Source organism: Streptomyces sp. NPDC002573 (assembly GCF_042889625.1).
Taxonomy (GTDB): domain Bacteria; phylum Actinomycetota; class Actinomycetes; order Streptomycetales; family Streptomycetaceae; genus Streptomyces; species Streptomyces gibsoniae.
The window spans coordinates 26926-51326 of sequence record NZ_JBIARC010000023.1 but is presented as its reverse complement, the minus strand read 5'-3'; the positions used below and the strand labels follow the sequence as shown (position 1 = coordinate 51326).

At 71.8% G+C, this 24401-nt stretch carries 17 protein-coding genes; 5 read left to right on the top strand and 12 right to left on the bottom strand.

The genetic code is table 11. From position 1 onward, the window contains the following. Window positions 1-78 precede the first annotated feature (78 nt). From ACFYX0_RS22190 to ACFYX0_RS22175, 4 genes are all read right to left on the bottom strand, one after another. Entirely contained in the window at window positions 79-402 is a 324-nt protein-coding gene (locus ACFYX0_RS22190; protein WP_311692962.1) for a hypothetical protein, read from the bottom strand. After that, window positions 399-767, bottom strand: a complete 369-nt coding sequence (locus ACFYX0_RS22185) for a WhiB family transcriptional regulator (protein ID WP_010984500.1) — start codon at window positions 765-767, stop codon at window positions 399-401. Before ACFYX0_RS22185 ends, ACFYX0_RS22190 begins: the two co-directional genes overlap by 4 nt. A gap of 176 nt (window positions 768-943) precedes the next feature. Next, the gene (locus ACFYX0_RS22180; RefSeq protein ID WP_388972505.1) at window positions 944-1261 is read right to left on the bottom strand and encodes a hypothetical protein; all 318 of its coding nucleotides are present in this window, start codon (window positions 1259-1261) and stop codon (window positions 944-946) included. A 166-nt stretch (window positions 1262-1427) separates the two neighbouring features. Beyond that, window positions 1428-3635 (bottom strand): ATP-dependent DNA helicase UvrD2, encoded by a 2208-nt coding sequence (locus ACFYX0_RS22175; protein ID WP_388972503.1) that lies wholly within the window; start codon window positions 3633-3635, stop codon window positions 1428-1430. A 258-nt stretch (window positions 3636-3893) separates the two neighbouring features. Here ACFYX0_RS22175 and ACFYX0_RS22170 point away from each other — a divergent pair, with 258 nt between their 5' ends. Then, window positions 3894-4148: a mycoredoxin gene (locus tag ACFYX0_RS22170; protein WP_355918293.1), complete on the top strand. Its 255-nt coding sequence runs from the start codon at window positions 3894-3896 to the stop codon at window positions 4146-4148. A 95-nt stretch (window positions 4149-4243) separates the two neighbouring features. Next, window positions 4244-4489 (top strand): hypothetical protein, encoded by a 246-nt coding sequence (locus tag ACFYX0_RS22165; RefSeq protein ID WP_388972501.1) that lies wholly within the window; start codon window positions 4244-4246, stop codon window positions 4487-4489. A gap of 6 nt (window positions 4490-4495) precedes the next feature. Here the strand turns inward: ACFYX0_RS22165 and nudC are convergent, their stop codons facing one another. The 5 genes from nudC to ACFYX0_RS22140 all read right to left on the bottom strand — a co-directional run bounded on the left by nudC (window position 4496) and on the right by ACFYX0_RS22140 (window position 14788). Then, window positions 4496-5437 carry an NAD(+) diphosphatase gene (nudC, locus tag ACFYX0_RS22160; protein ID WP_388972499.1) on the bottom strand — a complete coding sequence of 314 codons (942 nt, stop codon included), beginning with the start codon at window positions 5435-5437 and terminating at the stop codon, window positions 4496-4498. Window positions 5438-5602: 165 nt separating this feature from the next. Then, on the bottom strand, window positions 5603-7006 hold the full coding sequence (locus tag ACFYX0_RS22155; protein ID WP_388972497.1) for a dipeptidase: 1404 nt from the start codon (window positions 7004-7006) through the stop codon (window positions 5603-5605). Window positions 7007-7016: 10 nt separating this feature from the next. Continuing rightward, window positions 7017-10592, bottom strand: a complete 3576-nt coding sequence (locus ACFYX0_RS22150) for an ATP-dependent helicase (RefSeq protein ID WP_388972496.1) — start codon at window positions 10590-10592, stop codon at window positions 7017-7019. A gap of 168 nt (window positions 10593-10760) precedes the next feature. Continuing rightward, the gene (locus tag ACFYX0_RS22145) at window positions 10761-14108 is read right to left on the bottom strand and encodes an ATP-dependent helicase (protein ID WP_388972494.1); all 3348 of its coding nucleotides are present in this window, start codon (window positions 14106-14108) and stop codon (window positions 10761-10763) included. Window positions 14109-14422: 314 nt separating this feature from the next. Beyond that, window positions 14423-14788 (bottom strand): MGMT family protein, encoded by a 366-nt coding sequence (locus ACFYX0_RS22140; protein ID WP_388972492.1) that lies wholly within the window; start codon window positions 14786-14788, stop codon window positions 14423-14425. A gap of 186 nt (window positions 14789-14974) precedes the next feature. Between ACFYX0_RS22140 and ACFYX0_RS22135 the strand changes: the two genes are divergently transcribed. From ACFYX0_RS22135 to ACFYX0_RS22125, 3 genes are all read left to right on the top strand, one after another. Then, window positions 14975-17824 (top strand): YbhN family protein, encoded by a 2850-nt coding sequence (locus ACFYX0_RS22135; RefSeq protein WP_388972490.1) that lies wholly within the window; start codon window positions 14975-14977, stop codon window positions 17822-17824. Window positions 17825-17955: 131 nt separating this feature from the next. After that, on the top strand, window positions 17956-19500 hold the full coding sequence (locus ACFYX0_RS22130) for an alpha/beta hydrolase (RefSeq protein WP_388972488.1): 1545 nt from the start codon (window positions 17956-17958) through the stop codon (window positions 19498-19500). A 203-nt stretch (window positions 19501-19703) separates the two neighbouring features. Next, entirely contained in the window at window positions 19704-21257 is a 1554-nt protein-coding gene (locus ACFYX0_RS22125; RefSeq protein WP_388972486.1) for an alpha/beta hydrolase, read from the top strand. Between the two features lie 72 nt (window positions 21258-21329). Here the strand turns inward: ACFYX0_RS22125 and moeZ are convergent, their stop codons facing one another. The 3 genes from moeZ to ACFYX0_RS22110 form a co-directional block, all read right to left on the bottom strand. Continuing rightward, window positions 21330-22508, bottom strand: a complete 1179-nt coding sequence (gene moeZ, locus ACFYX0_RS22120; protein WP_355918323.1) for an adenylyltransferase/sulfurtransferase MoeZ — start codon at window positions 22506-22508, stop codon at window positions 21330-21332. 63 nt (window positions 22509-22571) lie between these two features. Further along, entirely contained in the window at window positions 22572-23321 is a 750-nt protein-coding gene (locus ACFYX0_RS22115) for a spherulation-specific family 4 protein (RefSeq protein ID WP_388972484.1), read from the bottom strand. Further along, complete coding sequence (locus ACFYX0_RS22110) at window positions 23309-24268, bottom strand: NAD-dependent epimerase/dehydratase family protein (RefSeq protein ID WP_311692993.1); 960 nt, start codon at window positions 24266-24268, stop codon at window positions 23309-23311. The genes ACFYX0_RS22115 and ACFYX0_RS22110 overlap by 13 nt, the downstream gene beginning before the upstream one ends. Window positions 24269-24401: the final 133 nt, after the last annotated feature.

The window sequence follows — 24401 nt, the reverse complement described above, 5'->3', positions numbered from 1 at the left end:
CTCTGAGCCAACGCACTGCGGGGGCCGGTCCGTTCGGACCGGCCCCCGTGGGGTCTTCCCGCCGCCGACGGTGGTCGGCTACTGCATCACGGCCATGGCCAGCGCACGCCGGGCACGCAGCGAGGCGCGCTCAGCCTTGCGCTGCATCCGGCGGGCCATCACCAGGCGCACGGCCCGGCGTTGCTCCTCGGCCTCGTGCAGTCGCTCGCGCATATGCGCGCGAGCCAAGGCTTCTGGGATGAGTTGCATCTCTCGGGTCCTGTTCTGACGCGAGGCGTTCGCGCCTGTGGTGGTGACGTCAGGGGTCGCGGAGCCTGCGGGCTCGCTGGTGGACGGCTTCATCGGGGCCTGCTTCTTGGGGTCGTGCGTGAGGGGGCGATCGATCGTTCCTGGGGTGTTCATGCCGTGACCGGGTTCTTGCGCGGGCGGCCACGCGGCCGCTTCCGGGCGACGACGACACCCTGGACGAAGAGCTCGCCACCCCAGACGCCCCAGGGCTCACGCCGCTCCTTGGCGCCGGCGAGGCAGGCCTCGATCAGCGGGCAGGTGCGGCAGAGGGACTTGGCGTACTCCACGTCGGCTGGCGACTCGGCGAAGAAGACCTCCGGGTCGTAGGAGCGGCAGGGGACGGGTACGCCGAGGTTCTCGATGGCGTCGTCGAGCGCGGTGAGCGCGGTGAGCGGGATCAAGGTGGAGTCCTCCGTGAGGCCGGGCGGGGGGATCGTTTCGGAAGGCGGTACGGACGGGGCGTGCGCTTCGAGTTGCACGGGTCGTCTTCCTCGTCTGGTCGTTCCGGCCCTGTTGGGCCGGGTGGCGGCTTGGTACCGGGTTCTTTTCTTGTCCCGAGGCCCCTTCGGTCCGCTCTCCCCGTTCGGGGAAAACAGAAGGGCCGCGGATCCCGGGTGGGGTTCCGCGGCCCTGAAGGCGCCGGCCTGATCGGCGATCAGGCTGGATCACTCCAGGGTTCTGGCCCACGGAAGGCCCACATCAGGTGGTGCTGCGTCTGCTTCCGGAATCCGGCACCGGCCGCTGCAAAGGCATAGGCCTGTGCCTGTGCCGCTACTGCTTCCAGTGCCTTGGTCGGTCGCTCATTGCGCTCACGGATGGGAAGACCCGCGAGAGACAGGGAGGACGCCGGGCGGCCGGCGGAAATGCCGGACAGACCGGTGCCCAGGACCGAGGCGCCGAGCATGCACGTGGAGGCGACCGAGCGATCGGTCATTTTGACGGTGCGGGTGGAGCTGGTCTTGATGCTGATCACTTCAATCGCCTCCTCTCGGCGTCTCAGAGGACTGGGGGTGAGCCAGTCCGACGGATACACAAGTACAGCACGGATTCGGGGCCTCCGAGAAGGCCGCCATCCCCGTGGCTTAGAACCTATGGGGATTGCTGGGGCATGCGCAAACTATTTTTTCGACGAGTTGATGTCAGTCGTCGTTGCCCTCCTGGCCTCCGTGTCCACCTGCGCAGATGGCCAGAACATCGGCTCCGTAGCGGTTGAGCTTGCGGACTCCGACTCCGGGGATGCGCGCAAGTTCACCCTCGTCGTCGGGGGCGGCTTCGGCGATGGCCATCAGGGTTCGGTCGGTGAAGACGCAGAACGCGGGCTGGCCGCTGCGCTGGGCCTGCTCCGTCCGCCACTCGCGCAGCCTCTCGTAGAGACCCTCGTCCATGTCGGAGGGGCAGTCGTCGCAGCGCATCAGCTTCATCTCGCCGGCCTCGGACAGAGTGCGCCCGCAGACCCGGCAGCGGGCCGGGGTCCTGCTGGTCCGACGCGGAGCGCTGCTCGTGGGGAGGGTGCCGAAGCCGCGTTCGATGCCACCGGTTCCTCCGGTACCGCCGAACGAGGGGCGGCCGGCGGTGGCGGAGGATCCGGGGCGCAGCCCGTCGAGGAAGCGGCTGGGGCGCCGGTTGGCACGGCCGCCCGGTGTGCGGGACAGCGACCAGGAGACGTGCAGGCTTTCTCTCGCCCGGGTGACACCGACGTAGAGCAGACGGCGCTCCTCCTCGATCTGCTCGTCGGTTCTGGCGTAGGTGATCGGCATCATGCCCTCGGCGCAGCCGACGAGGAAGACGGCGTCCCATTCCAGGCCCTTGGCCGAGTGCAGGGAGGCGAGGGTGACGCCCTGGACGGTCGGGGCGTGCTGGGCGCCCGCGCGTTCGTCGAGTTCCGCGACGAGGTCGGCGAGGGTGGCGCGGGGGTGCGCCGCGGCGAAGTCCTGGGCGAGGTTCACGAGTGCGGCCAGGGACTCCCAGCGCCCTCTGACGGCGCCCGAGCCCGCCGGGGGCACGGGGCTCCAGCCCTCGCCGGACAGTACGGCGCGGACCTGGGAGGGCAGGTCGACGGCGTCGTCGAGGAGGGAGTCGTTGGCTCCGAAGCGGGCGGCGCCGCGCAGGGCGATACCGGCCTTGCGGACCTCCGGGCGGTCGAAGAACCGTTCGGCGCCGCGGAGCTGGTAGGGGATTCCGGCGTCGGCGAGGGCCTGTTCGTAGATCTCGGACTGGGAGTTGGTGCGGAAGAGGATCGCGATCTCCGCGGCGGGTATGCCGGAGGCCAGCAGGTCGCGGATACGGCGGGCGGCGCCTTCGGCTTCGGCGGGTTCGTCCGTGTACTCGGTGTAGACGGGGTGGGGCCCCGGGTCGCGCTGGGAGACGAGTTCGAGCCGGTGGTCGGCCGCGCGGCCGCGGGCCTGGGCGAGGAGGCCGTTGGCGAGGTGGACGATCTGGGGGGTGGAGCGGTAGTCGCGGACGAGTTTGACGACCGTGGCTCCGGGATGGCGGAGACGGAAGTCGAGCAGATGGTCGGGGGTGGCTCCGGTGAAGGAGTAGATCGTCTGGCTGGCGTCGCCCACGACGCACAGGCTGTCGCGGTCGCCGAGCCACAGTTCGAGCAGGCGCTGCTGGAGGGGGCTGACGTCCTGGTACTCGTCGACGACGAAGTGCTGGTACTGGGCACGGACCGCTTCGGCGATGTCGTGGCGGTCCTGGAGAATGCCCACGGTGAGCAGGAGGACGTCCTCGAAGTCGATGACGGCGCGTTCGCGCTTGAGGTCTTCGTAGGTGGCGTAGAGCTGGGCGATCTCGGCGGGGTCGCGGGGGGCTTCACGGCCGGCTTTGGCGGCCGCGGCGGCGTAGTCGGTGGGGACGGTCTGGGTGACCTTGGCCCATTCGATCTCGGCGGTCGCGTCCCGCAGCTCGTTGCGGTCGAGGCGGAGGCGGCAGGCGGCGGCCGCGTCCGCGACGACCTGGATCTTCCGGTCGATGATGCGGGGCAGACTGCCACCGACGGCTTTCGGCCAGAAGTACTGGAGCTGACGCAGCGCGGCGGAGTGGAACGTACGGGCCTGGACTCCGGCGGCGCCGAGCTGGCGGAGACGGCCGCGCATCTCGCCCGCGGCGCGGTTGGTGAAGGTGACGGCGAGCACGCTGGGGGGCTGGAGGATGCCGGCCCGGACTCCGTAGGCGATGCGGTGGGTGATGGCTCGTGTCTTGCCGGTGCCCGCTCCGGCCAGCACGCACACCGGGCCGTGCAACGCGGTCGCCACGGCGCGCTGCTCGGGGTCGAGCCCTTCGAGCACCGCGTCGGCCGAGTCCGGAACCAGCGGGAAGAAGGTGGAGTGCGTTGCTGCTGTCACCCCGCCATGCTGCCAGGTCCCCGGGGGCGGCTGCGGCGGTTGTCCACAGGGGGGCGGCTGCGGTCGTACGAATGCCGGGGATGCTGCCGGGTGCGTGCCCGGGCGGGAGAGGCCGGGGTGTCCGTGCGGCGCGCGGCGGCATGCGGGCGGTGTCGGGGGCTCCGGACGGGTGGCGGGAATGGTGGAACGTTCACGTACGTTCCCTTCTCAGCGAGCAGACAGAGCACGCATCCCTAGCCGTGAAGGAGCGCGACCGCCATGTCGGGCACTGTGACGATGTACAGCACCTCGTGGTGCGGCTATTGCCGTCGGCTGAAGAGCCAGCTGGACCGTGAGGGCATCGCATACAACGAGATCAACATCGAGCAGGACCCGCGGTCCGCGGCCTTCGTGGAGAAGGTGAATGGCGGAAACCAGACGGTTCCCACCGTTCTGGTGGTGCCTTCCTCCGGCAGCGAGGTCGTCATGACGAACCCGAGCCTCGCCCAGGTGAAGCAGGCTCTCACCGCCTGATCTCCACACCCCGCACGACCCCCGACGGCCTCCACGGCCGGTCGGGGGTTTTGTGTGCCGTCCGGCTGTCAGACCCTCCGGCTACCGTGCGCGGCATGGACATGAACGACCCCCAGGACGTGGGCGCCGCCTTCTGGGCGCAGATCCTCGGCTTCACCGTCAGCGAGGAGCCGCCCCCGCCGGACAGCGCCCTCGGCCGGGTTCGGGCCTTCGCCGCCGAGCACGGTGAGGACGCGCTCAGGGACGAACACTTCGAGGCGGCCATGGAGGGGCGCCCTCTCCTCCGTGACGGCACGGTGAGGACAGGGGCCCCGAAGCGAGTCGCTCGCGTGGCGGCGTGAGACGGGTCACACGCTCCGCGTCGGGAGAGGCTTTCCGTACCAGCGTTCGATCAGCCGGGCGGCGATGGAGATGCCGTAGGGCGGCAGCACCTCTCCGGACTCGAAGGCGGCGCACAGGTCCTCGCGGGAGAACCAGCGGGCCTCGTGGATCTCGTCGCCGTCGACGTTGATGTCGGTGCTGGTGGCGTGGGCGAGGAAGCCGAGCATCAGGCTGGACGGGAAGGGCCAGGGCTGGCTGGCCATGTACTCGACCTCGCCGACGGAGATCCCCGCTTCCTCGAAGACCTCGCGGCGGACGGACTGCTCGATGGACTCGCCCGGTTCGACGAAGCCCGCGAGGGTGGAGAAGCGCCCCTCGGGCCAGTGCACCTGGCGGCCGAGGAGGATGCGGTCCTCGTCGTCGATGACGGCCATGATCACCGCGGGGTCGGTGCGCGGGTAGTGCTCGGCGCCGCAGGCCGGGCAGCGTCGGATGTGCCCGGCGGCCGCGATGACGGTGCGTTCGCCGCAGCGCGAGCAGAAGCGGTGCATCCGCTGCCAGTTCTCCAGGGCGACCGCGTGGACCATCAGGCCGGCGTCACGGGGCGACAGCAGCAGTCCGGCCTCGCGCAGACCGGCCGGGCGGGCGGACTGGTCCATGCGGCCGGGGAGGGCGTCCTTCTGGAGTGCGAAGTAGCTGACGCCGTCCTCGTCGGTGCCGAGGAAGTAACGGTGGGCCTCCGTGAGGGGTGCCTCGAAGGAGGGGGTCATGACGAGTTCGGTGCGGCCGTCGGGCGTCTCGTCAATGAGGACCTGACCCCCCGAGACCACGAAGCAGCGGGTGGTGGGATGGCTCCAGGCCGCGGCCAGCCAGGCCTCGTCGAGCCGGTGGTGGGCGGCCCGGTCGACGCCGCTCGGAGCGGTGAGCGAGATGGGCCGGTCGGCGCTGTGGTCGGTCCAGGTGGTCACGGTTGTTTCCAACTCCCCCGGTGGAACGGTTGTTTCGGCGGGCGGTTCAGCAGGACGTTCGGCTGGGGTGGGACCGGGTCCGGCGGGGCCTGGGCACGAAGGGCGGCTCCTCCAGTGTGCCGTGCCCCGCGGCCCGTAAGGCCGACCGTCCGGCCCGCGAGATCGTCAGTGGGCATCGCGCCAGTTCTCCCCGAGGTCACCCCATAGGTATGCGGAGGTTTCGACGCCTTTGAGAAGCAGGTCGAGTTCGACCTTCTCATTGGGGGCGTGCCAGCCGTCGGAGGGGATGGAGATGCCGAGGAACAGCACGGGTGCGCCGAGGACGTCCTGGAGGTCGGCGGCGGGTCCCGAGCCGCCCTCGCGGGTGAAGCGCACCGGCTGCTGGAAGGCGCGGCCCATGGCCCGTACGACGGACTGCAGGGCGGGGTGGTCGAGGGGGGTGAGGCAGGGGCGGGTGGCCGCGCCGAAGACGACCTCGTACCGGATCCCGGCGGGCAGCTGGTCGGCGGCCCAGGCGCGGACGGCCTTCTCGATGTGCGCGGGGTCCTGTCCGGCGACAAGCCGGAAGGACAGCTTCACCATGGCCGAGGACGGGATGATCGTCTTGCTGCCGGGGCCCTGGTAGCCGCCGCCGATGCCGTTGACCTCGGCGGTGGGGCGGGCCCAGATGCGCTCCAGGGTGGTGTAGCCCTGCTCGCCGTGGGTGGCGGTGGACCTGGCGGTGCGCAGCCACTGCTCCTCGTCGAAGGGGAGCTCGGCGAAGAGGGCGCGTTCCCGGTCGGTCAGGTCGATGATGCCGTCGTAGAAGCCGGGTATCGCCACGCGCGCGTGCTGGTCGTGGAGGGCGGCGACCAGGCGGGCGGCCGCGGTGGCCGGATTGGGGACGGCGCCGCCGAAGGAGCCGGAGTGGATGTCCTGGTCGGGACCGCGCAGGACGATCTCGCACTCGGCGAGGCCGCGCATGCCCGTGCACACGGTGGGCGTGTCGGCGGACCACATACCGGTGTCGGAGACGATCACGGCGTCGGCGGCCAGCCGGTCGGCGTGCTGTTCGACCAGCGCGCGGAAGTGCGGGGAGCCGGACTCCTCCTCGCCCTCGATCAGCAGCTTGAGGTGGATCGCGGGGGCGGTGCGGCCGGTGGCGGCGAGGTGGGCGCGAATGCCGAGTGTGTGGAAGAACACCTGGCCCTTGTCGTCGGCGGCCCCGCGCGCGTGGAGGCGGCCCTCGTGGATCACCGGTTCGAAGGGCTCGCTGTCCCAGCCGTCCTCGCGGGCGGCGGGCTGTACGTCGTGGTGGCCGTAGACGAGGACGGTGGGTGCCCCCGGGTCCTCGGCGGGCCACTCGGCGAAGACGGCGGGAGCGCCGTCGGTGGGCCAGACCTCGGTGGTGGGGAAGCCGGTGTCGCGAAGCTTGGCGGCGAGCCACTCGGCGCTGCGGCGCACGTCCGCCGCGTGCTCGGGCTGGGCGGACACCGACGGGATGCGCAACCACTCGGCGAGGTCGTCGAGGAAGGCGGCGCGGTGGCTGTCGATGTACGTGCGGACGGCACTGTCCGGGGTCTCGCTCATGCTCCCGAGCCTATCGGCCCGCGCCGGCATCCTGGTCGGCCGGTTCCTCGCCGGTGGGCTCCCCGAGCAGCAGCGCCTCCAGCGCGGCCCGGTCCGGGAGGCCCTCGGGGCGTACGACCTCGCCGCTGCGGACGTAGAGGAACGCGGCCTTGACGCTCTCCATGGGCACGTTCTGCTGTTCGGCCCAGGCGAGCCGGTACAGGGCGAGCTGGAGTGGGTCGCCGCTGCGGGTGCGGCCGGTCTTCCAGTCGATGATCTCGTACGAGGTCCCGTCCGTGTCGTCCACGCGGTAGACGGCGTCGATGCGGCCTCGGACGACGCGCCCGGCGATGGTGATCTGGAAGGGGGTCTCGACGCGATACGGGGTGCGATGCGCGTAGGGCGTGCGTTCGAAGGCGTCCTTGAGGGCCTCCAGGTCGCGCTCGTCGGCGATCTCGGCCTCGCTGCCGGGCAGCTCGTCCGGCTCCAGCATGGGGAGTCGCAGTTCCTCGAAGCGTGCCTCGACCCAGGCGTGGAAGCGGGTGCCTCGACGCGCCGCGGGTTGCGGAGGGCCCGGCATGGGGCGTGCGAGTTCCTGCGCGAGCCCGTCGGGGTCGGCGGCCAGCCGCAGTACCTGGGAGGCGGTCAGGGACGACGGCAGGGGTACGTCGGTGACGGCCGTGCGGGAGCGCAGCAGTTCCCCGGTGAGGGCGTCCAGGTCGCGGTCCCAGGAGGCGATGGTGCGGGCCTCTTCAAGGGTGAGCTCGGGGGTCTCCTCGGCGGGGTGCCGTCGGGCGCGCGGGACGGTCGGGGTGGGGGTGTCCCCCAGCGCAGGCTCGTCCGCCGGCGCGGGGGCGTCGAGGGGCACGCGCGCGTGAGGCGCTGATGGCGGCGGGTCCGACGGGCGGCGGCCCGGCCAGCCATCCGGTTCGTCCGGTTCGTACGGGTCTTCATCCTCCGGCCCGTACGAGTCGTAGGGGGCCTCGTCGTCCGGCACGAAACGGTCGTCGTCGTCCGGCCCGTAGTCGTCCTCGTCGTCCGGTGGTGGCGGCCACTCCGGGTCGTCGGCTGCGGACGGCTCGTCGTACGCGGACGTGGTCTGTGACGCCATCTGCTCCAGATGGGTCAGGACGGTCCGGGCGGCGGCCCTTCGGCGCGTGAGGGCCGCCTCGTCCAGCGGCAGCGGCCAGGCGTGATCGGCGGCGGCCTCGTGCAGCGCCGGGTTCTCCTCGTCCTCGGCGGGCTCGTCGGCCCACACCTCGATCTCGCCGTGTCCGGCGGCGCAGTGGTCGTGGAGAGCCTGGAGGAAGGCGGAGGGTCCCCGGGGGCGCTTCTGCGCGGGCCCCCACCAGTGGCCGGAACCGAGCAGCAGGGAGCGCGGGCGGGTGAAGGTGACGTAGCCGAGGCGGAGCTCCTCGGTGTGCTGGTGCTCCTTCATGGCCTCGTGGAAGGCCTTGACGCCCCGGGAGTCCCAGGACTCGATGTCGGGCAGGGTGTCGGCGTCGCCGCGGAGGGCGTGGGGCAGCACCTTGCCCTGGGCGGTCCACTTCTCGCGGCCCTGGCTGCTGGGGAAGGTGCCGGTGACCAGTCCGGGGACGGCGACGACGTCCCACTCCAGGCCCTTGGACTTGTGCGCGGTGAGGACCTTGACGGTGTTCTCGCCGCCGGGCAGGGCGTTGTCGAGGCCCTTTTCGTACTGCGCGGCGGTGCGCAGGAAGCCGAGGAAGGCCAGCAGGGAGGCGTCCGGGTCGGTGGCGGCGAAGGACGCGGCGACGTCCAGGAAGTTCGACAGGGTCTCGCGGCGACGCGCGGCCAGTGCGTGCGGGGAGGCCGACAGCTCGACCTCCAGGCCGGTGACGGCGAGCACCCGGTGCAGGACGTCCATCAGGGGGTCGGCGAGCGAGCGGCGCAGTTCGCGCAGTTCGGTGGCGAGGCGGGCGAACCGTACGCGCGCGTCGGGCGAGAACGGCAGCCCGTCGTCCTCGCGGCCGGCCTCCATGGGCAGTTCCAGGAAGGTGTCGAGGGCGTCCGCGAGCGAGATCACCTCGGAGGGGTCGACGCCCTCGACGGCCGCGGCGAGCCGGCGGTCCGGGTCGTCGTCGGCGGCCACGCGCGCGTAGGACACGAGCCGCCGGGCGCGCCGGCCCAGCAGGGCGAGATCGCGGGGGCCGATCCGCCAGCGCGGTCCGGTGAGGAGGCGGACCAGGGAGGCGTTGGCGCCGGGGTCCTGGAGGACCTCGCAGACAGCGACGAGGTCGGCTACCTCGGGCAGGTGCAGCAGTCCTGACAGGCCCACGACCTCGACCGGGATGTCGCGGGCCACGAGCGCGCCCTGGATCTGGGCGAAGTCGGTCGCCGTGCGGCACAGGACCGCGATCTCGCCGGGTGCGGTGCCGGTACGCACGAGGTGGGCCAGGGAGTCGGCGATCCAGTCGATCTCCTCGGCGTGGGTGCGCAGCAGGGCGCAGCGGACCTGGCCGTCGCGTTCGGCGCCGGGTGCGGGGCGGAGAGCCTCCACGCCCGAGTGGAGCGCGCGCAGCGGTTCGGCGAGGCCGTTGGCGAGGTCGAGGAGGCGGCCGCCGCTGCGGCGGTTCTCGCTGAGCGCCTGGCGGGTTGCGGGGCGGCCGTCGGCGTGCGGGAAGTGCTCGGGGAAGTCGTCGAGGTTGGCGACGGACGCGCCGCGCCAGCCGTAGATCGCCTGGCAGGGGTCGCCGACGGCGGTCACGGGGTGGCCGGTGCCGCCGCCGAAGAGTCCGGCGAGCAGGACGCGCTGGGCCACCGAGGTGTCCTGGTACTCGTCGAGCAGGACGACCCGGTACTCCTCGCGCAGGATGCGACCCGTCTCGGGGAGGCGGGCGAGGACCGCCGACAGGGCGATCTGGTCGCCGAAGTCGAGGAGATCGCGCTCACGCTTGGCCGCGCGGTAGCGGCCGGCCAGGTCGGCCAGGTCCCGGCGGGCGGCGGCCGCCTCGGGGACCTTGCGCAGATCGGCGTTGGTGAGCCGGACGCCCTCCAGGGTGCGCAGCAGGTCGGCGTCGTAGGCGCGCAGGTCCTCGGGTCGTACGAGGTGCTCGGACAGCTCGGAGTCGAGGCCGAGCAGGTCGCTGACGAGGTCGGGGAAGGAGCGGGTGAGCGCCGGGTAGGGACCGGGGGCCTCGCGCAGCACGCGCGCGGCGAGTTGGTAGCGGGTGGCGTCGGCGAGCAGCCGGGAGGTCGGTTCGAGCCCGATGCGCAGGCCGTGGTCGGTCAGCAGGCGGCCCGCGAAGGCGTGGTAGGTGGAGATCACGGGTTCGCCGGGCGGGTTGTCGGGGTCGATGACGTCCGGGTCCGTGACGCCCGCCCTGACCAGTGCCGTGCGGACGCGCTCGGCGAGTTCACCGGCCGCCTTGTTGGTGAACGTGAGGCCGAGGACCTGTTCGGGCGCGACCTGCCCCGTGCCCACCAGCCACACCACACGGGCCGCCATCACCGTGGTCTTGCCCGATCCGGCTCCGGCCACGATCACCTGCGGGGCGGGCGGCGCGGTGATGCAGGCCGTCTGCTCCGGGGTGAACGGGATGCCGAGGAGCTCCTTGAGCTGCTCGGGGTCACTGATACGGGCGGGCACGTCGGAGAGGCTAACGGTGGTTACTGACAGCGGATGCCGGATCGTCCGCCGGGACGGGAGAAGCCCTGGTGAGCGCGCCCGGTGCGGTAGGTCACACGGGGTGCCCGCTTGCCGCGGCGTTCACTCGGCGTGCTCGCCCGGTGACGCCCGTTCGCTCGCTCGCCGTGCTCACTCCACGACGGTGCGGCCCTCCGGTCGTGCGCTGCACGAGACGCGGAAGGCGCAGTGCGTGCAGTGCTGCCCGGTGGTCGGGGAGAACCGCTCGTCGAGGACCTTGCCCGCGGCGGTGGCCAGCAACTCGCCGATCCACTGTCCGTCGAGGGGCTCCTGGGCCTGCACCTTGGGCAGGGTGTCGCCGCCGTCCTTCTTGGCGGCGCCCTGCCTGAGCTGGACGAGTTCGGCGCCGCCCGGTTCGGGCCGCTGTCCTTCGAAGGCGTCGTCGACGGCGCCCTCGCGCACGGCCAGCTGGTAGACGGCGAGCTGCGGGTGGCGGGCCACCTCGGCGGCGCTGGGCGCCTGCTTGCCGGTCTTGAAGTCGACGACGTAGGCGCGACCCTCGGCGTCCGTCTCGACGCGGTCCATGGAGCCGCGGATGCGTACCTGGTAGTCGCCCGCCGCGAGGGTGACGTCGAAGTCGTGCTCGCTGGCCACCGGGGTGCGTCCGGCGCGGACGCTGTTCGAGTCGACGTGCCACTTCAGGAAGCGTTCGAGCGCCACGCGCGCGTTCTGCTTCTCCTGGTCGGACTTCCAGGGCGCGTCGAAGGCGAGCGCGTTCCACACCGAGTCGAGGCGTTCCATGAGGACGTCGAGGTCGGCGGGGGTGCGTCCGGAGGCGACCTCGTCGGCGAGGACGTGCACCACGTTGCCGAAGCCCTGGGCGGCGGTCGCGGGCGCGTCGGCCTTCACCTCGCGGCCGAGGAACCACTGCAGGGCGCAGGTGTTGGCGAGCTGGTCGAGCGCGCTGCCCGAGAGCGCCACGGGCTGGTCGCGGTCGCGCAGCGGCACCTTGCTCTCGGTCTGGTCCCACATGCCCCACCAGCGGTAGGGATGCGCGGAGGGCACGAGGGGGCGGCCGTCGTCGTCGGCGAGCGCGGCGAGCCGGGCCAGCCGTCGGGCGGCGCCCTCCCTGAGCGCGTCGGAGACGCGCGGGTCGACGGTCGTGGCTCGCAGTTCGGCGACGAGCGCGGCGACGGACAGGGGGCGGCGCGGGCGGCCGGTGACGTCCCGTGGTTCGACGCCGAGTTCGGTGAGGAAGCGGGAGGGCTGGTCCCCGTCGTCGGCCGGGGCCTTCACTGCGGTGACGACGAGGCGGTCACGCGCGCGTGTGCAGGCGACGTAGAACAGGCGTCGTTCCTCCGCGAGCAGCGCGCCGGGGGTGAGGGGCTCGGCGAGGCCGTCGCGGCCGATGCGGTCGGCCTCCAGCAGGGAGCCACGGCGGCGCAGGTCGGGCCACAGGCCCTCCTGGACCCCGGCGACGACGACCAGGCGCCACTGAAGGCCCTTGGAGCGGTGGGCGGTCATCAGGCGTACGGCGTCGGGGCGCAGGGCGCGGCGGGTCAGCGTGTCGGCGGCGATGTCCTGGGCCTCGATCTCCTCCAGGAAGTTGAGGGCGCCCCGGCCGCCGGTGCGCTCCTCGGCGCGCGCCGCGGTCGCGAACAGGGCGCACACGGCGTCGAGGTCACGGTCGGCGTTGCGGCCCCCGGCGCCGCCGCGTCGGGAGGCGTTCTCCAGGCGCTTGGGCCACGGCGTGCCGTTCCACAGCTCCCACAGGGCCTCCTCGGCCGTGCCGCCGCCCGCGAGCCGTTCCCGCGCCGTTGCCAGCAGCGCGCCCAGGCGCTGGGCTCCGCGCGCGTACGCGGGGTCGTGCGCCACAAGGCGCTCCGGTTCGGCCAGCGCCCGCGCGAGGAGCTGGTCGGAGGGCGGCGGTACGGGGTTGCCGGCGGCCCGCTCCTCCTCGCGCAGGGCGCGGCCCAGGCGGCGCAGGTCGGCGGCGTCCATGCCGGCGAGCGGGGAGGTGAGGAGGGTGAGCGCGGTCTCGGTGTCGAGCCACACTCCGGTGTCAGTCGCCTCCTGCGTCTCCTCGGGGTGATCCTGCGCGTCCTCCTCAGGACGGATGTGGGAGACCTCCGCGCGGGCCACCGCGCGCAGCGCCGTCAGCAGGGGTGTCACGGCCGGTTCGTGGCGCAGCGGCAGGTCGTCGCCGTCGATGTCGAGGGGTACTCCGGCGGCGGTGAGGGCACGGCGGACCGTCGGGATGGTGCGGGTTCCGGCGCGCACGAGGACGGCCATCTCGCTCCAGGGGACGCCGTCCTCCAGATGGGCCCGGCGCAGGATGTCCGCGATGTTGTCCAGTTCCGTGCCGGGCGTCGGGTACGTGTGGACCTCGACGCGGCCCCCGTCCCGTACCGCCGCGAGTTCCCGGTGCGCGCGCACCTTGTCCGCCGGGAGGCGGGTCAGCGGCATGCGCTGGGTGACCAGCCGGGTGGCCGCGAGGAGGGTGGCGCCGGAGCGACGGGTCGTCCTGAGCACGTGCACGGGCGCCGGGGTGCCGTCGGGGCGGGGGAACGTGTGCGGGAAGTCAAGGATGCCGCCCACGTCGGCACCCCGGAACGTGTAGATCGACTGGTCGGGGTCGCCGAAGGCCACCAGGGTCCGCCCGTCGCCCGCGAGAGCCCGCAGCAGCCGGACCTGCGCCGGGTCGGTGTCCTGGTACTCGTCGACGTAGACCGCGTCATATTGGGCGGCCAGCCGCTCGGCGACCTCGGGGCGGCGGGCCAGCAGCACCGCGCGGTGGACCAGCTCCGCGTAGTCGATCACTCCCTGGAGGTCGAGGACGTCCAGGTACTCAGCGAGGAACGCGGAGGCGGCCTCCCAGTCGGGGCGGCCTGTGCGCCGGGCGAAGCGGCGCAGCGCCTCCGGGTCGAGGCCCAGCTCACGGCTGCGGGCCAGCACCGCGCGCACCTCGTCGGCGAAGCCGCGCGTGGTCAGGCAGGCGCGCAGTTCGTCGGGCCAGCGCACATGCGCGAGACCGAGGCGCTCCAGGTCGGGCTGCCCGGCGAGCAGTTCCCGCACGGCCACGTCCTGCTCGGGGCCGGACAGCAGCCGCAGGGGTTCGACGAAGAGGTCGCTGTCCTGGTGGGCGCGGACCAGGGCGTAGCAGAACGAGTGGAACGTGGTGGCCTGCGGGGCGTGGGCCGCGCCCGCGCGCAGCGCCATGCGGTCGCGCAGTTCGACGGCGGCCCTGCGGCTGAAGGTGAGCACCAGGATGCGCTCGGGGTCGCCGCCGCGGGCGATCCGGGCGGCCACGGACTCCACGAGCGTGGTGGTCTTGCCGGTGCCCGGACCCGCGAGCACGAGCAGGGGGCCGGCCCGATGGTCAACCACCGCGCTCTGCGGTGCGTCAAGTCGAGGGGGATCCACCCGGACGGGCGGGGTACGCACCAGTCGGTAAGCGCCACGGCTCCCCTGCCGCACCGGGGGGTGCGGCAGGCGCCTGGTGGAGGAAGAGGAGCTCACGTGGTTCGCCGGTCCTGGTGGTCGTGCTCGGGCTTGTCACTGTCGATGCGGGGCACCGTCGTCGAGGGGTGGTGGTCGGGCCGCGGGAGGCGGGATCGCCGCACGGGAAGGCCGGTGACCGCGGGATGACGGGGACGCGCGCCATTGACGCTACGCCGGGGAAGGTTGCGGAAGCAGGGCTTCCCCTTGTTCCCGGAGGTCCCTCCCGTCACGCCTGTCCCTCACCGCACGAACGTACGGCATGTCACGGACGTGCCGCGCTTCCCCCGAACGGGCCATGGCGTCCCGCCCACCGCGTCCGATGCCGGAAGCTGTCAGATGTGACCTTTCGCGGATGTGTCGCCGTCCCATCGCGCCCGCCTCATGTCCAGGCGCGGCAGATGCCCCTCGGACGCGCGGCCGGCCTCCCGCAGCGGGGTGCCCTCGTCCCGGTAGTGGCCGAGGGCGTCCAGTTCGTTCCCCGGGAGCAGCACTCCGTCGGCGCGGACCACCCGCCACCAGGGGACGGCTCCGCCGTAGAGGGCCATCACACGGCCCACCTGGCGCGGCCCGCCCTCCTCCAGCCACTCGGCGACGTCCCCGTACGTCATGACGCGCCCCGGTGGGATGCGTTCGGCCAGGTCAAGGACCCGTTCCGCGTATTCCGGCAGGGCATCCTCCGGAAGGCTCCGCTCGCTCATCCGACCCATCCTGCCTCACGCCACCGACAATGTGAGGAGGGAGCGTCCGGGCGTGGCCCTCGCCCCGCCCCGGCGCTTCGGGCAGACTGTGCGCCCCCGCATTTGCACCCTGATGCCCCCGTGTGTCGGGTGGGCATGCCACCATCGTGCGGGCGGTGACTGGTGATACGAGACCAAGAAGAGACGATGAAACAGCAGGGCGTGCACCCCGAAGGAGCGGAGGGCACCTCTGAGGGTTCGTCGCGCCCGGACCCGGCCGCCGCGGGCCACGACGCAGGCAAGGACGCGCAAAAGGCCCAGGACACAGAGGCCCCTCAGGCCTCACACGTCTCGCTGGAGAAGGCGCCCGAGCAGGACGAGCCGGGGAAGGAGGCACAGCGGCGCGCGGACGACGCGGCGCAGCAGCCGTCCGACCCGGACGCGGGCTGTGACGACGCCCCGCATGACGCGGTGGAGGGCGACGAACCGCTGCTCCCCGCGCGCGTGCACCGTCCTTCCGATCTGATGCGCCTTCTGGTGGGCATCCTCGCGATCGTGGTGCTGCTCGCCATCGCCGCGTTCGCGCACGGCACCACCTCGGGTCTCGAACAGGACATCAACAAGGGCACGGGACAGGCACCCGATCTACTGATCAAGATCGCGGGACTGGCGTCGAGCATCGCGATCCTGCTGGTACCGGTTGCATTCGCGATCGAACGGCTGATCAAGCGCGACGGTCTGCGCATCGCCGACGGCGTCCTCGCGGCCGTCCTCGCCCATGGAGTGACACTCGCCACGGACCTGTGGGTCGCCAGGGGCGCGCCGCCCTCGATCCAGGACGCGCTCACCCAGCCCTCCCCCGGCGACATCCACGCCCTGACCGACCCGGTGCACGGCTACCTCGCACCCGTCATCGCCTATATGACGGCCGTGGGCATGTCACGCAGACCGCGCTGGCGCGCCGTGCTGTGGGTGGTGCTGCTGCTCGACGCCTTCTCCATGCTGGTCACCGGCTACACGACGCCGTTCTCCATCGTCCTTACGGTGCTGATCGGCTGGAGTGTCGCGGCCGGCACGCTGTACGCGGTCGGCTCGCCGAACGTACAGCCCACCGGGCGGACCCTGATGGCCGGTCTGCGCACCGTGGGCTTCCGCCCCGTGAGCGCGGCGCGCCGGGAGACGCCCGACACGGCGGACACCGGCGACCGCGGCCGGCGCTACTTCGTCACGCTGGAGGACGGCCCTCCGCTGGACGTCACGGTCGTCGACCGCGAACAGCAGGCACAGGGCTTCTTCTACCGGGTGTGGCGACGGCTGACGCTGCGCGGGATCACCACCCGCAGCAGCCTGCAGTCGCTGCGCCAGGCCCTGGAGCAGGAGGCGCTCCTCGCCTACGCGGCCATCGCGGCCGGTGCCAACGCGCCCCGGCTGATCGCGACCTCCGAGCTGGGCCCCGACGCGGTGATGCTCGTCTACGAGCACACGGGCGGCCGCACGCTGGACCAGCTGGCCGACGAGGAGATCACCGACGAGCTGCTGCACGACACCTGGCACCAGGTGCAGGCCCTGCAGTCGCGGCACATCGCGCACCGCCGGCTCGCCGGGGACGCCATCGTGGTGGATCGTTCCGGCACCGTCATCCTGACCGACCTGCGCAGTGGCGAGATCGCGGCCGGCGATCTGGTGCTGCGGATGGACATCGCGCAGTTGCTGGCCACGCTCGGACTGCGGGTCGGTGCCGAACGGGCGGTGGCCTCCGCGGTCGCCGTGCTCGGCCCGGACGCGGTCGCCGACTGTCTGCCCATGCTGCAGCCGATCGCGCTGACGCGCTCCACGCGCGCGACCCTGCGAAAACTGGCCCGGGAGCGGGCCGAGCGCGAGCGGGAGGCGGTCCTTGAGGCCTCCCGGCAGTCGAAGCTGGCCCGCGCGGCGGAGGCGGGAGAGACCCCCGGAGCCGTCCCCGACAAGCTCGACAAGAAATCCGTACGCGCTGAGCAGCGGGCCGAGAAGCGGGCGATCGACGAGGCCCTGGAGGAGGCACGCGAGGAGGATCTCCTCACCCAGATCCGCCACCAGGTGCTGCGGATCAGGCCTCAGGCGCCGGTCGAACCGGCCCGCCTGGAGCGGGTGCGGCCGCGCACGCTGCTCAGTTTCATGGCCGGTGCCATCGGCGCGTACTTCCTGCTGACCCAGCTCACCCATATCGAGTTCGGCACGCTCTTCGCCAATGCCCAGTGGGGCTGGGTGGCGGCGGCCGTGTTCTTCTCGGCGCTGAGCTACGTCGCGGCGGCGATGGCGCTGCTCGGCTTCGTGCCCGAGCGGGTGCCGTTCTGGCGCACCGTGGCGGCGCAGGTCGCCGGGTCGTTCGTGAAGATCGTGGCGCCCGCGGCGGTCGGCGGTGTCGCGCTCAACACACGCTTCCTGCAGCGGGCGGGAGTGCGGCCCGGGCTGGCGGTGGCCAGCGTGGGCGCCTCGCAGCTGTTCGGACTCGGCTGCCATGTGCTGATGCTGCTCTCGTTCGGCTATCTCACCGGCACCGAGAAGACCCCGTCGCTGTCGCCGTCCCGTACGGTCATCGCCGGTCTGCTGACGGTCGCGGTGCTCGTGCTGGTGGTGACGTCCGTGCCGTTCATGCGGAAGTTCGTCGTCACGCGCGTGAGGTCGCTGTTCGCCGGTGTCGTGCCGCGCATGCTCGACGTGCTGCAGCGGCCGCAGAAGCTGATCACCGGCATCGGCGGCATGCTGCTGCTGACCGCGTGCTTCGTGATGTGCCTGGACGCCTCGATCCGGGCGTTCGGACACGAGGAGCACACCTCGCTGAGCCTGGCCAGCGTGGCGGTCGTGTTCCTGGCGGGCAACGCGCTCGGGTCGGCCGCCCCGACCCCCGGCGGCGTGGGCGCGGTGGAGGCCACCCTGACGGTGGGTCTCATCGCCGTCGGCCTGCCCAAGGAGGTCGCGGCGCCCGCGGTGCTGCTGTACCGACTGCTGACGCTGTGGCTGCCGGTGCTGCCCGGGTGGCTGTCCTTCAACCATCTGTCGCGCAAGGAGGCCCTCTAGGGAGAGTTGCGAAAGATCGCTGCCGGCCGTTCTCACGCGCGTCCTGGAGAGCGGCCGGTCGCGAAAGCGGCCACTCACCCGCCCGGCTCACGCCCCGAGCGCTCCGCCCCGCGCGGTCGCAGGATGGGAGCATGCCCAACCGACTCCGCATCCGCACCGCAGCCCTCGCCGCCACCGCCGTCGTCCTGCCCTCGCTGATGGCGGGGTGCGCCGGCAGCTTCGCGGACGGAGAGCTGTCGAGCCAGAAGCTGGTCTGGAAGGACTGTCCCCCGCCGTCCGAGGCGGAGGGCGGCGGCAGCGCCCCCGCCCCTCTGCCGAGCGGCGCGAGGTGGCAGTGCGCGACCATGCAGGCGCCCCTGAACTGGGACAATCCCACCGGCGGCACCATCGGGGTCGCGCTGATCCGGGTGAAGGCCAGCGGCCCCCCGAACAAACGGATCGGTTCCCTCGTCTTCAACTTCGGCGGCCCGGGCGGCTCCGGGGTCACGGCGCTGCCCGCCTTCGCCCCGGACTACGAGACCCTGCGCACCCGCTACGACCTGGTGAGCTTCGACCCGCGCGGGGTCGGCCGCAGCGCGGGCGTCAAGTGCAAGGACGACCAGCAACTCGACGCGTTCTTCCAGCAGGACATGACGCCCGACAACGCGGCCGAGCAGCAGGCCTTCGTGAACAGCACCAAGCAGTTCAACAGGGCCTGCGAGCAGAACTCGGGGCGCGTCCTGCCGTATGTGCGCACCACCGACGCCGCCCGCGACATGGACCTGATGCGCAAGGTGCTCGGCGACTCCAAGCTGTACTACTTCGGCATCTCGTACGGCACCGAACTGGGCGGCGTCTACGCGCACCTGTTCCCCAAGAACGTGGGACGGGCCGTCTTCGACGCGGTCGTCGACCCGACGGCGGACCCGGTGCAGTCCTCGGTGGGACAGGCCAAGGGCTTCCAGCTCGCGCTGGACAACTACGCGCGGGACTGCGTCGCCAAGAGCGGGGGCTGCCCGGTCGGCCGCACCCCGCAGGACGTCGAGAAGCGGATCGCCAAACTGCTGAAGGACCTCGACGAGAAGCCGCTGCCCGGCATCTTCCCCCGTCGCCTGACCCAGACGGCGGCCACCAACGGCATCGCGCAGGCCCTGTACTCCAAGGCATTCTGGGGATATCTCACCGATGGCCTGAAGCAGGCGTACGCGGGTGACGGCAAGGTGCTGATGGCGCTGTCGGACGCGATGAACGGACGCAACGAGAACGGCCAGTACAGCAATCTGATCCCGGCGAACGTCGCGATCAACTGCGCGGACGAGAAGCCTCGTTACACCGTCGCCGACGTGAAGGCGAAGCTGCCGCAGTTCCGGGCCGCCTCCCCGCTGTTCGGTGACTATCTGGCCTGGGGTCTGCTCAGCTGCACCAACTGGCCGGTGGCCGGAGCCGCCAACCACCCGAACGTGAGCGCCCCCGGCGCCGCGCCGATCCTCGTGGTCGGCAACACCGGTGACCCGGCGACCCCCTACGAGGGAGCGAGGAGGATGGTGCAGGCGCTCGGACCCGGTGTCGGTGTCGAGCTGACGTACAAGGGCCAGGGGCACGGTTCCTACGACAGCAGGGACAAGTGCGTGCAGAACACCGTCAACAACTACCTGCTCTACGGCAAGGTCCCCCGGGCCGGCATCGTCTGCACCTGATCCCGGCGGCTCCCCGTCATGAGGATCCCCGCTTCCACCGGGCCCCCGCGCTGCGGGCCCCAAGCCCCGGCCGACACGGATTTCGGAGGAAAAGTGCAGGTCAGACCGTTTTCCACAGGCAGCCATAGGCCCCGCTCGATCCACCTACTATGGCCTGACTGCTCTCCGCCGCTCCGGGCGGAGAGCCGGTGAGGGGGGTGCACATGTCACGTGTCGTACGGTGGTCGGCCACGGTCGCGGCCGCCCTGCTGATCACCGGCTGCGGAAGCGGCTCGGCCCATTCGTCCGACTCGAGCGCGGACGACAGCAAGGGCCACTCCGGCGCGTCGGCGTCGGCATCGCGGGATGCCGATTCCCCTTCCCCGGAGCTGCCCGCCTCGCTCACTGCCCAAAAACTCACCTGGAGCAGTTGTAAGGGCGCCTCGGCCCCGGGTGGCGACTGGCAGTGCGCGACGATGAAGGCGCCCCTGGACTGGTCGAGGCCGGACGGCGAGAGGATCGGCGTCGCGCTGATCCGGTCCAAGGCGACCGGAGGCAACCGCATGGGCTCGCTCCTGTTCAACTTCGGCGGCCCGGGCGGCTCCGGCGTCTCGACGATGCCGTCGTACGCGAGTCTGGCCTCCCAACTCCACAAGCGGTACGACCTGGTGAGCTGGGACCCGCGCGGGGTCGGCGCGAGCGAGGGCATCCGCTGCCGCGACGACAAGGCGATCCAGGCGGCCGAGACCATAGACGCCACACCGGACGACGCCGCCGAGCTGAAGGCCTACCTCGATGACGCCGCCGACTTCGGCCAGGGATGTGCGCGGGCGGCCGGCAAGCTGCTCACGCATGTGTCCACGACCGACACCGCGCGCGACATGGACCTGATGCGCCAGGTCCTCGGCGACCGGACGATGCACTACTTCGGCATCTCGTACGGCACCGAACTGGGCGGTGTGTACGCCCACTTGTTCCCGGAGAAGGTGGGGCGCCTGGTGCTGGACGCCGTGGTCGACCCGACCGCCGACAGCCTGGGCCACGCCAAGAACCAGGCCCTCGGTTTCCAGCGCGCGCTCGACGACTACCTGAAGTCGACGGGCCAGGACCCCAAGCGGGGCTCCCAGAAGATCGTGAGCCTGCTCAAGCGGATCGACGCCAAGCCGCTGCCGACGTCGTCCGGACGCAAGCTCACCCAGACCCTGGCCCTGACCGGCATCGTGCTGCCGCTCTACAGCAAGGAGAGCTGGCCCATCCTCACCAGCGCCCTCGCCTCGGCACAGAGCGGCGACGGCTCGGAGCTGCTGCGCCTGGCCGACGAGTACAACGACCGGGACGCCACCGGGCACTACGGCACGACGACGCACTCGCAGCGGGTCATATCCTGCCTGGACGACCGGCAGCGGCCGACGGCCGCGGAGGTCAAGGCGCAGTTGCCGGAGTTCGAGAAGATCTCGCCCGTGTTCGGCGACTTCCTGGGCTGGGACACGGCCGGCTGGTGCCACGACTGGCCGGTGGCCGGAGAGTTCGACCACCCGGAGGTCAGCGCGCCGGGAGCCGCTCCGGTCCTGGTGGTGGGCAACACCGGGGATCCCGCCACACCGTACGAGGGCGCCCGCAGGATGGCTGAGGGACTGGGCCAGGGCGTCGGCGTCGAGCTGACCTGGAAGGGCGAGGGCCACGGGGCCTACGGGAGCGGAAGCACGTGCGTGGACACGACCGTGAACGCATACCTGCTGAAGGGCACGGTCCCGAAGGACGGAAAGGTCTGCTCCTGACAGAAGCCCACGGCTTCTGAACTGGTCAGAGCCGTGGGCTTCGTCAGTCTTGCTGGTCAGGCAGACCGGAGATCAGTACACCGGCTTGTGCGGTTCGATCTGGTTGACCCAGCCGATGACGCCGCCGCCGACGTGGACCGCGTCCGCGAAGCCCGCCGACTTCAGGACGGCGAGGACCTCCGCGCTGCGGACACCCGTCTTGCAGTGCAGGACGATCTTCTTGTCCTGCGGCAGGCCCTCCAGGGCGGTGCCCAGGAGGAACTCGTTCTTCGGGATCAGCCGGGCGCCCGGGATGGAGACGATCTCGTACTCGTTCGGCTCCCGGACATCGATGATCTCGATGTTCTCGCCGTCGTCGATCCACTCCTTGAGCTGCTTGGGAGTAATCGTCGAGTCGGCGGCCGCCGCCTGGGCCTCCTCGGAGACGACGCCGCAGAAGGCCTCGTAGTCGATGAGCTCGGTCACGGTCGGGTTCTCGCCGCAGACCGCGCAGTTGGGGTCCTTGCGGACCTTGACCTGACGGTACTGCATCTCCAGGGCGTCGTAGATCATCAGTCGGCCGACCAGCGGCTCACCGGTGCCGGTGAGGACCTTGATCGCCTCGGTGACCTGGATGGAGCCGATGGACGCGCACAGCACGCCGAGGACGCCGCCCTCGGCGCAGGAGGGGACCATGCCCGGCGGCGGGGGCTCCGGGTAGAGGCAGCGGTAGCAGGGACCGTGCTCCGACCAGAAGACGGAGGCCTGGCCGTCGAAGCGGTAGATCGAGCCCCACACATACGGCTTGTTCAGCAGCACGCACGCGTCGTTGACCAGGTAGCGGGTCGCGAAGTTGTCCGTGCCGTCGACGATCAGGTCGTACTGGCTGAAGATGTCCATCACGTTGTCGGCCTCGAGCCGCTCCTCGTGAAGGATCACGTTCACATACGGGTTGATGCCCTTGACCGAGTCACGCGCGGACTCGGCCTTGGAGCGGCCGATGTCGGCCTGGCTGTGGATGATCTGCCGCTGGAGGTTCGACTCGTCCACCTCGTCGAACTCCACGATGCCGAGCGTTCCCACGCCCGCCGCGGCCAGGTACATCAGCGCCGGCGAGCCCAGACCACCGGCTCCCACACAGAGCACCTTGGCGTTCTTCAGCCGCTTCTGCCCGTCCATCCCGACGTCGGGGATGATCAGGTGGCGGGAGTACCTGCGGACCTCGTCTACGGTGAGCTCGTCAGCCGGCTCGACCAGGGGTGGCAGCGACACGGGGACTCCGTTGGTCGGTCGATCACTACGGTTGTTCTCCTCGTAACACTGCCACGCCCTTCTTCATTCCGAGACACCCGTTCCGAGGCGCGAGACAATGTCGTCCCAGTAGCCGGGCATGGTCTCCCAGGGGTCTGTGCGACCACCGCGGACCGTGCGATCGGTGAACCAGATCGTGCCCGCGCCCTGCCAGCGGGCGATGCGCAGCGCCTCGTCCAGATGGCCGCGCGGTACGCCGTGCACGAAGTGGCAGAACCGCTCGGGCGGGTAGTCAGCGGTCCATTCGGCCACCTGCGACCAGCGGTAGTCGTTCCAGGTGCCGGAGAAGGTGACCAGTTGGTCGGCGTTCTCGGCGTACCCGGGATGGGGGTGGGTGCCGTGTCCCAGGACGATGTGCCCGCGGTCGAGGAGTGCCCGGAGCGTGGTGATCAGACGGCGGATCTCGGGGAGCACGGCGCGTTCGCCAGGGCACCGGTCCAGGAGGAAGCCGCCGACGCCGTACCAGTCGAGATGGCGGTGCGCCTCGGAGATCAGTTCGCCCAAGGGCCGCGTGCCCTGCACGAGGTCGAGGTGGCCGAGAACACGCACGCCCGCGGTGTGCAGGCGCCCGGTGGCCTCCAGGCAGTGCGGGTCGAGACGGCTGCCCGGGCCGCCGCTCACATTGAGGACAGCCCAGTGCACCGGGGCGCCGGGGCGGGTGAGCGCGTCCCACTCCAGGGGGGCGACCAGGGGGTGGGCATACCCGGGGATGCCGAGGCCGGCGCCCAGGTCCGTGCTCGCGGTGCCCGTGGTGGTGCTGGTCAGATGCGGCATGCCGCCTCCATCCAGATGTCGGCGAGGGACTCCTCCAGGCTGATCCGGGGGCGCCAGCCGAGCCGGTCGCGGGCGGTGCGCACATCGGCCTGCTGCCAGCTGCCACAGCCGTCCGGGTAGGGGTAGGCGACCGGGGCGGGGTGTTCCGGTTCGGAGCGGGGGTGGCCGATGGTCGGCCGCATCGGTCCGGGGGGACCGTCGAGCTCGTGCAGGGTCCCGCCGTAGCCGGCGACCCGGGCGAGGACGGCGGCCGCGTCCCGCAGGCGCACCGCGCGGCCCGAGCCGATGTTGATCACGCCCTGGGCGGCGGACAGGGACGCGGCGTGGACGGCACGGGCGACATCGCGTACGTCGACGAAGTCGCGTTGCACACCGAGGCCGCCGAGCTTGAGTTCGCCGTCGCTCGCCTGCATGGCGCGGCGCAGCGCCTCCGCCAGGCGGCCGAGCGGGGATCCGGCGGGCGTGCCGGGCCCGGCGGGCGAGAACACCCGGAGCACGACGGCGTCCAGCCCGGAGCCGAGGACGAGTTCGGTGGCGGCGAGCTTGCTGACGCCGTACGGGCCGCCGGGACGCGGGACGGCGTCCTCGGCCGTGGAGGAGCCGGGCTGGCTGGGCCCGTACTCGGCGCCGCAGCCGATCTGCACCAGCCGGGCCCCGCAGCCGCTGCGGCGCAGGGCCTCGCAGATGGTGGCGACGGCGACGGTGTTGTGCCGGGTGAGTTCGCGGGCGCCGCCGCGGATGGCTCCGGCGCAGTTGATGACGACCCCGGGGTGCACGGCGTCCAGGAAGCGGGTGAGTGCGCCGGGGCTGCCGGACGCGAGGTCGAACCGTACGTCGGCGTCGTCGCCGCGGCCGAGCGCGGTGAGCTGCACGGCCGGGTCGGCGAGCAGACGGTCGGCGACGAAGCGGCCGAGATATCCGTTGGCTCCGATCAGCAGGACCCTCATCGGGCGGCTCCCGGGGCGGATTCTCCGGTTCGGGAGGTGATCATCTGGCGTTCTCCTTCAGGGGTGGTGCCGTGGGATGAGAGGGGCCCGCGGTGTCGGCCCCGCGGGAGCGAAGGGGCGGGACCGGGGTCCC